Raw genomic sequence first — 12,230 nt, 5'->3', positions numbered from 1 at the left:
ACAGTAGTCGAGCTGTCAGCCGGCGTCGCCGGGCGTGCAGACCGATAGCACCACGGCATCGCTCTCGCTCGTGGAAACCAGGGCATGCCCCATGTCGCTGTCGAAATAGAGCGAGTCGCCGGCAACCATCGCCACCGGTTCGTAGAACTCCGAGTACATCAGGATTTCACCCTCGAGAATCATCAGAAACTCTTCTCCGTCGTGGCGAACCCACTCATGGAACTCCTCGAAGTGGCGAGCGCGAACGATCGTCTTGAACGGAATCATCCGCTTCTGCGCCAACTGACACGACAGGAGCTCATGTTCGTAGGTCGGAGTCGGGTGCTGCTTGCCGTTGCCGCGCGGGGTGAGATCGCGCCGGCCGCTGGACTGACGTTTGGGCTTGGTGGGCTTGAGCAATTGGGGCAGGTCTATGCCCAGCCCGGTAATCAGTTTCTGGACGGCGGTGAACGTCGGCGAAATCTGATTGTTTTCGATCTTTGACAGCGTCGAACGCGCCAGTCCGGTCCGGGTGCTGACGTCGCCCAGCGTCCACTGGTTCGAAAGCCGTATCTCCTTGAGCCGCTCGCCCAGACGAAGGGGTTCGACGAAGGCTTTGCGTCCGGCGGCGATGCGCAGCGCGGCATCCTGATCGTTACTGGCGGCCATGAAACTCTCTGTCGGAGCGTGGAAAAACGATGTGTCGCGTGAAGGCGCAAGAATATCACAGCGAGACGCGCGGGCTGCGCGCTGAAACCGACCCCGTCGACGCTTCAAGGCGAGTAGGGATGCCCCAGCAGCGCGGTCAGATGAGCCTCGACGCTCAATGGCAAGGTTTTCAAGTGGTATCCACCTTCCAGTACCGACACCAGCTTGCCGCCGGCATGGCGGCGCGCGATATCCATCGCGAACGTGGTGATCCAGTGGAAGTCTTCGTGGTCCAGCGCCAACTGCCCCAGCGGATCGTCGCGATGGGCATCGAAGCCGCTGGAAAGCAATATCAGTTGCGGCCGGTGCCGCTCCAGCGCCGGCAGCCATTCACGCTCGACCGCGTTTCTGAAGCCGAGGCTTCCGGTGCCGGCGGCCAGCGGCGTATTGACGATGTTGGGCCAATCTCCTGCCAGATAGCGCCAGGGATAGAACGCCTCCTGATAGCTGCTGCAGACCAGTATCGCCGGATCATCGTGAAAGATGTCCAGGGTGCCGTTGCCCTGATGGACATCGAAATCGAGGATGGCGATTCGCTCGATGCCATGAACGGCGCGCGCGTGGGCGGCGGCCACGGCGATGTTGTTGTAGAAGCAGAAACCCATGGCCAACGCCCGCTCGGCGTGATGGCCGGGCGGGCGCACGGCACAGAACACGTTGTCGGCCCGATTGCCGCAGACCAGGTCGACGCCACGAACGGCAGCGCCGGCACCGAGCGCTGCGGCCTCCAGCGAGTGGGGCCCCATTCGCGTGTCGCTATCGAGCTGCTGAAGGCCGCTTTGCGGTTGCTGCGCGTCCAGCGCGCTGAGGTAGTCTGGGGCATGCACCCGTTCGAGCTGGAGTCTCGTCGCCGGGCCCGGCTCCGATTGCATCGTCTGCTGTAGCAGCCCGCTCAGCATGAGCCTGGCGCGAATGGCCTGGAGGCGCATGGGAGATTCCGGATGGTGAGATCCCATGTCATGCAACGCGATGTCAGGGTGCGTGAGATACGAAGTGATCATGAGTCTCGCCGGCCGGTTCGAAGTCGCTTCATTCTGAGCGAGAGTGAAGCGCCGCGTCACACCATCAGGCATCGACTTTAGTCTATTGGCTAAACCTTGTCGGCCTGACCGTGTAGGGTTGAAACCCTCATAGCCGACCTCGTGAGGTCCAGCGTGGCCACGCAATTCCTGCGCCGATTTTTCGCTCCGCGGTCACTGGTAGTGATCGGAGCCTCCCCCAAACCCGAATCGACCGGGGGAGTCGTCCTTCAGAACCTGCTTCAAGCCGGGTTCCCCGGTCCGATATGGGCGGTCAACCCGCGGGGCTACAAGGAGGTGCATGGCGTGGCGTGCTTTCGACGTATTGCCGATCTTCCCGAAACGCCGGATCTGGCCGTCGTCTGCTCGCCCTTGAGCGGCGTACCCGAGGTGCTGGAGCGGCTTGGCGCCAGGGAGGTCAGGGCCGCCTTGATCGTTTCCGGCGGGGCCTCGCTGAGCGCTGACTCGACCTCGGGCAGGTCGCTGCGCGCGCGGCTGCAGCGGGCGGCGTTGCACTCTGGCATGCGGGTACTGGGGCCGGAGTGTCTGGGCGTCGCCGTTCCCTTCGTCAAGCTCAACGCAACCTACGCCAGTCAGCCGATCCGCGACGGGAGCGTCGCCTATCTGGGCCAGTCAGGCATGCTGGGCAATGCGATGATCGACTGGGCCGCGGGTCGCGAGATTGGTTTTTCCCATCTCGTGACGCTTGGAGACAGCCTCGACGTTCAATTGCCGGATGTGATCGACTACCTGAACCAATCCGCTCGCTGTCGCGCGCTGTTGCTACATCTGGAGTCGTTTCAGAATGCGCGCCATTTCATGACGGCCCTGCGAGAGTCGTCGCGCAATCGCCTGGTGCTCGCCATCAAGAGCGGGCGTACCGCGGAGGCGACATTGAGCCCCGTGCCGCCGACTGCCGGTATCGATCGACGGGACGCCATCGTCGACGCCGCGTTGGCCCGCGCCGGAGTGGTGCGGGTCAGTGATTCCGACGAGCTGTTCGACGCCCTGGAAACGCTTTCGCGGTTCAAGCCGCCGAAAGGCGATCGTCTGGCGATCGTCTCCAATGGCGTGGGGCCGGCGCTGCTGGCCATCGACAAGTTGATCGACGGTGGCGGTCTGTTGGCCGAGCTCGGTAAGGCATCCGCCGAGGCCCTGATAGAACAGAAGCTGGATATCAGCCGGCCGGGGCGCAATCCGGTCGATCTGGGTGGCAGCGCCACACCGGAGGACTATCTGGATGCGCTGGCGATCGTGACCCGTGATCCCAACGTCGATGCAGTTCTGGTACTGCACGCGCCGACGCGGCTGGCACCGTCGTTGGCAACGGCCAACGCCCTGATCGAGGCGCGCCAACGGTTTCGGCACCGCCTGCTGGTGAGCTGGATGGGATTGAAGGAGGCGTTGGACGCGCGTGCCGCCTGCAACCGCGCCGGTATTCCCAGCTACGTCTCTCCGGAAAAGGCGGTGAGGGCGTTTCTGCACCTGGTGCGTTATCGCCAAGTGCAGCATCTGCTTCAGGAGACGCCGCCATCGCTTCCCCTCGATGCGAGCGCCGAGCGGCGTCAGCGCTGTCATGCGCTCATCGATGATGCGCTGGCGCGTCAACGGGATCGGCTGACCCACCAGGAAACCGGCAACGTGCTGGACGCCTATGGCATCGAATGCGCCCCCAGCGAATACGTGTTCGACCTGGAACAGGCGGAGCGCGCGACCGAAAGACTGCAAGGCCCGTGGGCGATCAAGATCGTGCATCGGGATAACTGCGAACCGTTCCGTTATGACGGCGAATCGCGTCGGCAGGCGGCCTCGTTGATCCAGGATCTGGAGCAGCCCGGCAGCGTCGTGGATGCCGTCGTGCGTCTGGAAACGCGGATCAGCGACACGCTGCCGAAGAGCCCGATCTACAGTTACTGCCTGCAGACGATGCAGCGTGGCAAAGGGTCGCTGCAGCTGTGCGCCGGTATCACCCGGGATGCGGAGTTCGGCCCGGTCATCGTGTTCGGCACCGGCGGATACAAGATCGACGTGATGGCGGATCGCCAGACGGCGCTGCCGCCGCTCAACCTGCGTCTGGCGCAGGAGTTGATCGATCGCACGCGCGCTGGCCGACTGATTCGTGAGCATAGTGAAGATCCGCCCCAGGCGGTCGCCTGGGTGGCTCGCCTGCTGGTCAAGCTGTCTCAGATGGCTTCGGATCTGCCGCGGCTCAACGGGCTCGAGATCAACCCGCTACTGCTCAATCGTGAAGGCTTGATGGCGGTCGATTTTGCGCTGGATCTGGGGGCGTCGTCGACGCAGGCGATCATGCCGTACCCGGAGCAGTTGCGCGAGACGCTGGTGCTGGCAGGAATGGACGTCGAGATCCGCCCGATCCGCGGTGAAGACGCGCCGTTGATCACTCATTTCCATACGTTTCTATCCGAGCAGAGCATCCGCTATCGCTATTTTCATCACAAGGCCGTGCTGTCGACCCGGGATCTGGCCCAGTTGAGTCAGATCAACTACGACCGCCAGATGGCGTTCATCGCCGTTCGTCATCGAGAACAGGCCATCGCCAGGGACCAGACGGCCGACGAGGAGATGCTGGGCGTGGTCCGGGTCTGGAACGATCCGGACAATATTCGTACCGAGTTCTCGATCATCATCCGCGATGACTTTCACGGTATCGGTCTGGGGCGGCTTTTGATGCGAAAAATGATCGACTACAGCCGGCAGGTAGGAACGCTGACCATGGTAGGCACGATCCTGAGCGACAACCTGCCGATGCGGCGGCTGTTGGCCGGTCTCGGGTTCGCGCTGCGCGTCAATGTCGAGGAGGGGGTACTGGAAGCCACGTTGCGATTGAATGAACCGCAGAGCGATTGGCAGCGACACCGCCTGGAGGCGGCACTGGATTGAGATGAGAAGGGCGCAAGCGGCGGATAAGCGCGATGACCAGCGGCAATTGAACGCTCATTCAATTATAGGATATTGTCGTTTGAAGGGTTATTGATAAAACCGTATGATACGAAACCTAACAACACTAACAGATACCGTTCGACACGCGTCTTAACGGCGGCGTTAAGAACTTCTTCTGCTTTGCCAACCTAGGCCTGACATGACCGATACACAGCAAACCAAGATTCAAGTGCGGAACTTGAGCAAGGTGTTCGGCGACGATCCCAAGAAAGCGCTCAAGCTACGTGACGAGGGGCTCAACCGCGCCCAGATCCTCGAGAAGACCGGGCAGACGCTCGGGCTTTCCAATATCAACTTCGACGTCCGGGAAGGCGAGCTTCTCGTCATCATGGGGCTCTCCGGCTCCGGCAAGTCGACGTTGATTCGGTGCCTGAACCGACTGATCGAACCGACCGAAGGCGATATCATCATCGGCGGGGAGAACATCCCCCAGCTCAACGACAAGGCGCTGCTGCATTGTCGTCGGCGCCATTTCTCGATGGTGTTTCAGAACTTCGCGCTGTTCCCGCATCGCACGGTGCAGATGAACGCCGAGTACGGGCTCGAGATCCGCGGCATCGCCAAGGGCGAGCGTGCCGAAAAAGCCAAGAATTCGCTCAAGCAGGTGGGCCTCGAGGGGTGGGAGCATGCCTATCCCAGCCAGCTCTCCGGCGGCATGCAGCAGCGTGTTGGCCTGGCGCGCGCCCTGGCCAACGATTCCAGCGTGCTGCTGATGGACGAAGCCTTCTCGGCGCTCGATCCGCTGATTCGTCGGGACATGCAGCAGGAGCTGATCGAGCTGCAGCACAGAATGAAGAAGACCACGATCTTCATCACCCATGATCTCGACGAAGCGCTCAATATCGGCGACCGCATCATTCTGCTGCGGGATGGCGAGATCGTGCAGATCGGCACGCCGGAAGAGGTGCTGACCCGGCCTGCCGATGACTACGTGGCGCGCTTCACCGAAGGCGTCGACCGCTCGCGAGTGGTCACGGCGCGACGCGTGATGCGCCCGGTTCGCGCCACGGCCCGTCACGACGACGGCCCGCGCACCGTACTGCGCAAGATGAGCGAGAATTCGCTGGATTCGATCTACGTCGTCGATCGCGAGCGCAAGCTGCTGGGGATCGTCGAGGCCGATAGCGTCGACGAAGCGGCCAAGGCCGGCAAGGATTCGATTCAGGAGATCGTGTCGACGGATTTCCCGCATATCGGTCCGGACGAATCGCTGGCAACGCTGTATCCCATGTTCCAGGGCAAGAGTTTCCCCGTTGCGGTCATCGATGACGAACAGCGGCTGCTCGGCGTGGTCGTCAAGGGTGCCGTACTCGAACAACTCGCGCAGACGGGAGAACACTGATGGACTTCGATATTCCAAGAATTCCGCTGGGCGACTGGATCGAAAGCGGACTGGATTTTCTGACCACCGAGTTTTCCGGTGTCACTCGAGCCATTTCCCGCGGTACGCAGACCGGTATCAACTTGCTCAACGACGGGTTGATGTGGGTCCCGGAGTGGGCGCTGATCGCGCTCGTGACGCTGCTGTGCTGGAGAGTCGGCGGCCGTCGCCTGGCCATTGGCGCCTTGCTCGGTCTGGCTCTGATCTGGAACCTCGGGCTCTGGAATCCGATGATCCAGACGCTGACGCTGGTGGTCATCGCAACACTGATCGCCATCGTGATCGCGCTGCCGCTGGGCATCCTGGCCGCGATATCCGATCGCTTCTACCGGGTGATCATGCCGATACTCGATTTCATGCAGACGATGCCGGCATTCGTCTACCTGATCCCGGCGATTCCTTTTTTCGGCATCGGTTCGGTGTCCGGCATTTTCGCCACGGTGATCTTCTCGATGCCCCCGGCCATCCGTTTCACCACGCTGGGGATTCGGCAGGTGCCGAAAGATTTGATCGAGGCCGCGGACGCATACGGTTCCACGCGCAGCCAGAAGCTGATCAAGGTCCAGCTGCCGCTGTCCCTGCCGACGCTGATGGGCGGTATCAACCAGACCATCATGCTGGCACTGTCGATGGTGGTGATCGCGGCGATGATCGGCGCCAACGGTCTGGGTAGCGAAGTGTGGCGCGCCATCCAGCGTTTGCGTCCCGGCGAGGGCTTCGAGGCCGGTATCGCGGTCGTCATCATGGCGATGCTGCTGGATCGCCTGACGCAGTCTCTCAGCGGCGGCAAGAAAAAGCAGTAGACCGAGACAGCATCGGAAGAGAATGAGAAACGAAAGAGAAACAAGACAGAGTCCAATGCTGTCGGCGGTTCGCCGGCAGCATGACTGGCGGTACGCAAACCACAAGAAGGGGAAAGTCGATGACACGTAATGCAATGTCACAAGCCGTTCGCTACGGTGCCTTGATGATGGCAGCCGGCGTCAGCATGAGCGCCGGTGTCGCGCAGGCGCAGGATGACAAGGGAACCATCAAGCTCGCCTACGTCGAATGGGCTTCTGAAGTCGCTTCCACCAACGTGATTCGCGCCGTGCTCGAAGAGCAGGGTTATGACGTCGAAATGAATTCGCTGGGTGCTGCCGTCATGTGGCAGGCCGTGGGTACCGGCGATGCCGACGCCATGGTCGCTGCGTGGCTGCCGACGACACACGGCGATTATCTCAAGCAGGTGCAGGACGATGTCGAAGACCTCGGCCCCAACCTGGAAGGGACCAAGCTCGGGCTGGTGGTACCGGCTTATACCGATATCGACTCGATCGATCAGTTAAATGACCATGCCGATGAATTCGATGGCAAAATCGTGGGTATCGATCCGGGTGCCGGGCTGATGGCGCAGACCGAAGACGCTATCGACGCCTACGGTATCGACAATCTGCAACTGCAGTCGAGCAGTGGCGCCGCAATGACTTCCGCGCTGGCCAACGCGGTCAAGAACAAGGAAGACATCGTGGTGACCGGCTGGACGCCGCACTGGATGTTCGCGCGTTGGGATCTCAAGTATCTCGACGACCCGAAGAAAGCCTATGGAGACTCCGAGCATATCAGCACCGTCGTGCACAAAGGGCTCGAAGACAAGATGCCGCAGGCCTACGCGATCCTGGATAACTTCCACTGGACGCCGGATCAGATGGGCGAAGTCATGCTCATGAACCAGGAAGAGGGTTCGGATCCCTACGAAAATGCCAAGAAATGGGTCGACGAGCATCCCGACGTCGTCGCCGAATGGACCGACGGTACCGCCGAGTAACGAAGCGGATATCGACCGTCGACCACATTTCATGTGTCGTGAAAAGAACGCCCGGTCTCATGGCCGGGCGTCTCTGCGTTCAGCGATCACGCAAGTTAGCCGTTAGGCGGCACTCGTCCTGAGTCAGGGCGCCAGGCGGGTGCGATGCCACTCCGTTGCCTGGCTGTCTCGGCGCGTGTAGCGCACGCGATCGTGCAGCCGGCTACGCTGTCCCTGCCAGAATTCGATCGTGTGGGGCACCAGAAGATAGCCGCCCCAATGTGGCGGTCTCTCCACGTCCTGATCCTTGTAGACCTGTTCGAAACGCGACAGGCGTTCTCTCATCCAGTCACGGTTGGGTATTTCGACGCTTTGCTGCGAAACCCAGGCGGCTAGCTGGCTCTTGCGCGGGCGGCCGGCGAAGTAATCGTCCGACTGCTGGGCGTCGACCCTCTCGACGTTGCCTTCGACGCGAACCTGGCGCTGGAGCGCCGGCCACCAGAACACCAGAGCCGCACTGGGGACGTGGGCCAGCTCATTGCCTTTCTGACTCTGATAGTTGGTGTAGAAGCGAAAGCCCTGCGAGTCGAATCCCTTCAACAGCACGATGCGTGCGTGAGGGTGTCCTTCGCTATCGACCGTTGCCAGGGTCATGGCGTTGGCATCCAGCCCTTCGCTCTCGGTGGCCTGTTCCAGCCACGCTTCGAACAGGGAAAGTGGCGTATCGGGCGTATGTTCCGGCGCCAGAGCTTCGCCCTCGTAGTCTCGTCGCATACCGGCGAGGTCGCTCATCAGTGGTTCTCCGTGCGGACGCTGTGAATGAAGGCCAGTGTAACCCGAGCCTCTGATTGAGGGTGCCTTTGTGTCTCAACCATTAGGCTAGGCTATGTCTGAAAAATACCGTGCTTGCCCATGCGGCGTTAAAAAACGGCTGGTGCGCCAGTCCGATCAAGATGCTCATTGACACCCCGTAAACTGGTACGCCAGCCCGGTCCGTCTGCGCCGATTTTTGCCTTGGCTACGCGCCCCGGTCTTACCCTCGCTCGTCGACTTTTCAGACAAAGCCTAGCGCGGCGTGAAGCGCCAGTACGACGCCGCAACAGCCCCAGCCGAGAACGGCGTAGGGCAGATTCCAGCGCAGCATGTCTCGAACGGCAATCTGATAGCGCACGCAGATGGCCAGATTGCTGCCGGACAGCGGACTGCTGCCGGTTCCCAGCGCCCAGCACATCAGGAACAGCATGCCGAGCAGGGTAGGGTCAGGATGCAGCGGGGCGATCAGCGGCGCCAGCGTGGCAATGCCGATCAGCGGATGGATACCGGTAAAGGAGATAACCACGATCAGGCCGAGCGCGAACCAGGCATGCCAGTGGCCGAAATGATCGATCGGCAAATCGAGTCCGTCGGGGAGACTGGCCAGCAGCGCCGCCAGTCCGGTAGAGATGACGCCAGCGCCCAAAAACAGCGCGAATTGAGGCGCCAGGCGCTGCAATCCGTGGGTGAACTGGTGGTGCATTCGCTCGCGCCGATTGTCGCGTGGCATCAGGAGGAACGAGAACAGCGGGGCAACGATGGCGATGATCAGTGGAATGGAAAGACTCGGCGAGAGCAGATGCAGCGTGACCACCACGACTGCCAGCGCGCAGGGCATTAGTAGTGCGCTTTTCTCGATGGGATAGCCGATGAACGGGGCCTTCAATCGCCAGACATCGATCCAGTTGAGGATCAGAAGCAGCGCGGCCGCCAGAAGTCCCCAGGGCAACAGGCTCAAGTAGTCGAGCCCCGGTGCGTAGGTCAGAGCCACGCCCATCGCAACGAAAAACGGCGACCAGGCCGCGGCGGCGGTGAATCCACGCCCGACGATGAGCGCCTGCGACCGCGTCAGTTTTCCGTCACGCTGCATGCGTTCGCCGAACAGAAAGACCACGGAAAGATTGATGGCCGCGCCGAACAGATGCGCCCCCAGCATGGTACCGACCATGCTCCCCGGCTGCTGGTGGTCGCTGCTGACTCTGGGTGTGGCCATGGTCAGAAAGCTGACCCCGGCGAACATCATCAGCAGCGACTGGTTGATGGTCAGCGCGTTCAGCAGGGGATAGGGGGTTCCGCGAATCAGCGCGACTCCCCATAGCAGCAGGCCGGCGGCAAATAGCGTTCCGGCCTGCCGCCGCGCGGTTCGTGGCAGCGTTCGGAAAAGTCGTAACGTTGCCAGCCAGGCCAGTATCGCCGCCGGCCAGATCGGCCAGCCGATCAGGTTGCAGGCCACGCTGAGGGTCAGCATAGCCAGGATCAGGATGGAAGAAAGCCTCATGCGCCGGCGCGATCGAGCCGGCCGCGCAAGCGAACGTAACGATAGGCCATGATTGCCAATGCACTAGCCGCCAGTATTTCGGCGATCACCAGCACTGATCCGCCGCCCTTGGCGATGATCAGGATGCCCTGAATGACATAGAGCACGCCCAGCGCCGTCAGCCAGACATGGCCGCGACGGCGTTGCATCAGCAACGTCGGCAAGAACAGCACCAGCGGCAGGATCCTCACCAGTAGCGCGGCGGCCTGGGCATGCTGCTGCAGGTAATGCCAGATACCGCTGATCACCAGCAGCGCCAGCAGTGTCGCGTAGGCGATCCAGACCGAACGGCGGGCGACGTCGAGTGCCGCAGTGTCCTGCTGTCGAGGAGATGCCTCGCTCATGAGCGCGCATCCCGCATCGACTTCAGTGCCAGCGAGAGTTCGGCCAGGCGGCGACCCTGTGCAACCGCCAGCCTGCGCTCATCGGCATCGACCTCTCGGTCCGCATTGGGCCCGGCCAGATGGCTGGTGCCGTAAGGCGTACCACCGCTCCGGGTGCTCAACAGCGTCGTCTGGCTGTAGGGTACGCCAGCATAGACCATGCCGTGATGCAGCAGCGGGATCAGCATGGTCAGCAGGGTGCTTTCCTGGCCGCCATGGAGACTGGCCGTCGACGTGAACGCGGTTGCGGGTCGATCGACGAGCGCGCCGTTCATCCACAGCCCACTGGTGGTATCGAGAAAGTACTTGAGCGGGGCGGCCATGTTGCCGAATCGGGTCGGACTGCCCAATGCCAGGCCTGAACAGTGTCGTAGATCGTCCTCGTCGACGTAAATAGCGCCTTCCGCGGGGACTTCCGGCGCGGTCGCCTCGCAGACCGGGGAAACCGCCGGCACGGTACGCAGCCTCGCTTCAACGCCGGAAACGCTCTCGATGCCGTTGGCCAGCTGCTCAGCCAGTGTCTTTGTCGCCCCTTGCCGCGAGTAGTAGAGGACAAGAACGTAGGGCGCGGTGGGCCCGCTGGACGTCGTGTGATCGATCATGGAGTTTCCTCGAAGGCGCTTTAGATCAGTTGAAGAACGGCCTGCGGCGGACGGCCGATAACGGCATAGTCGCCGTCGTCGGCAATCGGTCGCTGCATCAGCCGCGGATGCTCGACGATGGCATCGATGAGTTGCGCACGCGTCGGCTCGGCGATCCCTCGGGCTTGCCACTCGGTTTCTTCGCGCCGCAACATTTGATCGGCATCGTCGCCGAGACGGCCGGCCAGGCCTTCCAGTTGCTCACGCGTCAGCGGATCGGTGAGATAGCGATGTTCGATGACCTCGACGCCTCGAGACTCCAGCAGGGTCAAAGCCTCACGTGACTTGGAACAGCGAGGATTGTGGTACAGCGTGAGCGTTGGCATCGGTATGGCAGAACCTTCTATGGCGGTACGGCGGTTTCGGCAGGGCAGGCCCGCATTGTAGCGGTTGTTACGAGGTGGCCTCAATTATCGCCCCGGGTACGCCTGCTCGAGCTCATTCCGGCAAGCGCTTGTAGACCCAGGCGGTATCACCGTTCTCGAGCTTGACGCTTTCGCGCGTGTAGCGGACCCCGAGACGTTCATAGCGGTCCAGAGCCTTCAGGGCATCGGGAGTGACGGTGAGAACTTCACCCGTCACCTCGGCGCCCGCTTGTGGCTGGATATCGAGATCCTGACGTCGATAACCCTTGAGCGTTGCCTCGCGCGTCTCGGCCGGTGTACCCATGATGATCCAGCGCAGCCAGTCGTAGCGCAACGTGCCGTAGACGAAGACGTCCTGCTCCGGGATCCGCTCGTCGATGATCGCCGGCTCCGCGGGGTGGTAACCATAGGGACTCATGAAGGTGTACCAGAAGCCGCCGGCGGCGATGGCGATACCCGCGATCGACAACACGGCCAGCCACTTGAAAAGACGTCGTATCATGAACAATCCTGATCTACGTGGATTAGGTCGAGAGACTGTCAGAACAGCCTGCACCGGGGCTCGGTGCGTTATGTTGTCGGGATGGACGACACGCCGTTGAATACGGTCTTGAACCCCATGCTAGCATTTGAAGTCGAAGCGCTAACGACGTTATT

12 protein-coding genes are annotated in these 12,230 nt (G+C 61.8%); 4 read left to right on the top strand and 8 right to left on the bottom strand.

The features are described from left to right. Window positions 1–15: 15 nt before the first annotated feature. Window positions 16–648, bottom strand: a complete 633-nt coding sequence (locus BTW07_RS03410) for a helix-turn-helix domain-containing protein (protein WP_075568757.1) — start codon at window positions 646–648, stop codon at window positions 16–18. A gap of 104 nt (window positions 649–752) precedes the next feature. Then, the gene (locus BTW07_RS03405; RefSeq protein ID WP_075568756.1) at window positions 753–1,688 is read right to left on the bottom strand and encodes a histone deacetylase family protein; all 936 of its coding nucleotides are present in this window, start codon (window positions 1,686–1,688) and stop codon (window positions 753–755) included. Window positions 1,689–1,841: 153 nt separating this feature from the next. On the opposite strand from BTW07_RS03405, the gene BTW07_RS03400 reads away from it, so the two are divergent. From BTW07_RS03400 to BTW07_RS03385, 4 genes are all read left to right on the top strand, one after another. Further along, window positions 1,842–4,607, top strand: coding sequence for a bifunctional acetate--CoA ligase family protein/GNAT family N-acetyltransferase (locus tag BTW07_RS03400; RefSeq protein ID WP_075568755.1), 2,766 nt, complete (start codon window positions 1,842–1,844; stop codon window positions 4,605–4,607). Between the two features lie 199 nt (window positions 4,608–4,806). Beyond that, complete coding sequence (locus BTW07_RS03395) at window positions 4,807–6,009, top strand: quaternary amine ABC transporter ATP-binding protein (protein ID WP_075568754.1); 1,203 nt, start codon at window positions 4,807–4,809, stop codon at window positions 6,007–6,009. Next, window positions 6,009–6,851 (top strand): ABC transporter permease, encoded by an 843-nt coding sequence (locus BTW07_RS03390; RefSeq protein ID WP_075568753.1) that lies wholly within the window; start codon window positions 6,009–6,011, stop codon window positions 6,849–6,851. The genes BTW07_RS03395 and BTW07_RS03390 overlap by 1 nt, the downstream gene beginning before the upstream one ends. A gap of 119 nt (window positions 6,852–6,970) precedes the next feature. Then, entirely contained in the window at window positions 6,971–7,855 is an 885-nt protein-coding gene (locus BTW07_RS03385; RefSeq protein ID WP_075568752.1) for a glycine betaine ABC transporter substrate-binding protein, read from the top strand. Between the two features lie 123 nt (window positions 7,856–7,978). Here BTW07_RS03385 and pdxH read toward each other — a convergent pair whose 3' ends face one another. The 6 genes from pdxH to BTW07_RS03355 all read right to left on the bottom strand — a co-directional run bounded on the left by pdxH (window position 7,979) and on the right by BTW07_RS03355 (window position 12,075). Then, complete coding sequence (gene pdxH, locus BTW07_RS03380) at window positions 7,979–8,629, bottom strand: pyridoxamine 5'-phosphate oxidase (protein ID WP_110641455.1); 651 nt, start codon at window positions 8,627–8,629, stop codon at window positions 7,979–7,981. A gap of 259 nt (window positions 8,630–8,888) precedes the next feature. Continuing rightward, the gene (locus BTW07_RS03375; RefSeq protein WP_075568750.1) at window positions 8,889–10,145 is read right to left on the bottom strand and encodes a hypothetical protein; all 1,257 of its coding nucleotides are present in this window, start codon (window positions 10,143–10,145) and stop codon (window positions 8,889–8,891) included. Continuing rightward, window positions 10,142–10,528 (bottom strand): DUF2069 domain-containing protein, encoded by a 387-nt coding sequence (locus BTW07_RS03370; protein ID WP_075568749.1) that lies wholly within the window; start codon window positions 10,526–10,528, stop codon window positions 10,142–10,144. The genes BTW07_RS03375 and BTW07_RS03370 overlap by 4 nt, the downstream gene beginning before the upstream one ends. Then, window positions 10,525–11,169, bottom strand: a complete 645-nt coding sequence (wrbA, locus tag BTW07_RS03365) for an NAD(P)H:quinone oxidoreductase (RefSeq protein ID WP_075568748.1) — start codon at window positions 11,167–11,169, stop codon at window positions 10,525–10,527. Before wrbA ends, BTW07_RS03370 begins: the two co-directional genes overlap by 4 nt. Window positions 11,170–11,189: 20 nt before the next feature. Then, on the bottom strand, window positions 11,190–11,534 hold the full coding sequence (locus BTW07_RS03360; RefSeq protein WP_075568747.1) for an arsenate reductase family protein: 345 nt from the start codon (window positions 11,532–11,534) through the stop codon (window positions 11,190–11,192). A 112-nt stretch (window positions 11,535–11,646) separates the two neighbouring features. After that, complete coding sequence (locus BTW07_RS03355) at window positions 11,647–12,075, bottom strand: gamma-glutamylcyclotransferase family protein (RefSeq protein ID WP_075568746.1); 429 nt, start codon at window positions 12,073–12,075, stop codon at window positions 11,647–11,649. Window positions 12,076–12,230 lie beyond the last annotated feature (155 nt).

This window comes from Salinicola socius, assembly GCF_001937195.1.
GTDB lineage: Bacteria > Pseudomonadota > Gammaproteobacteria > Pseudomonadales > Halomonadaceae > Salinicola > Salinicola socius.
The sequence above is the reverse complement of the archived record's forward strand: the minus strand, read 5'-3'. Positions and strand labels throughout refer to the sequence as shown.

Bases quoted from the DNA above. Each gene is read 5' to 3' on its own strand.
- BTW07_RS03410 (WP_075568757.1), bottom strand. From the start codon at position 648: ATGGCCGCCAGTAACGATCAGGATGCCGCGCTGCGCATCGCCGCCGGA.
- BTW07_RS03405 (WP_075568756.1), bottom strand. From the start codon at position 1,688: ATGATCACTTCGTATCTCACGCACCCTGACATCGCGTTGCATGACATG.
- BTW07_RS03395 (WP_075568754.1), top strand. From the start codon at position 4,807: ATGACCGATACACAGCAAACCAAGATTCAAGTGCGGAACTTGAGCAAG.
- BTW07_RS03390 (WP_075568753.1), top strand. From the start codon at position 6,009: ATGGACTTCGATATTCCAAGAATTCCGCTGGGCGACTGGATCGAAAGC.
- BTW07_RS03385 (WP_075568752.1), top strand. From the start codon at position 6,971: ATGACACGTAATGCAATGTCACAAGCCGTTCGCTACGGTGCCTTGATG.
- BTW07_RS03375 (WP_075568750.1), bottom strand. From the start codon at position 10,145: ATGAGGCTTTCTTCCATCCTGATCCTGGCTATGCTGACCCTCAGCGTG.
- BTW07_RS03370 (WP_075568749.1), bottom strand. From the start codon at position 10,528: ATGAGCGAGGCATCTCCTCGACAGCAGGACACTGCGGCACTCGACGTC.
- wrbA (WP_075568748.1), bottom strand. From the start codon at position 11,169: ATGATCGATCACACGACGTCCAGCGGGCCCACCGCGCCCTACGTTCTT.
- BTW07_RS03360 (WP_075568747.1), bottom strand. From the start codon at position 11,534: ATGCCAACGCTCACGCTGTACCACAATCCTCGCTGTTCCAAGTCACGT.
- BTW07_RS03355 (WP_075568746.1), bottom strand. From the start codon at position 12,075: ATGATACGACGTCTTTTCAAGTGGCTGGCCGTGTTGTCGATCGCGGGT.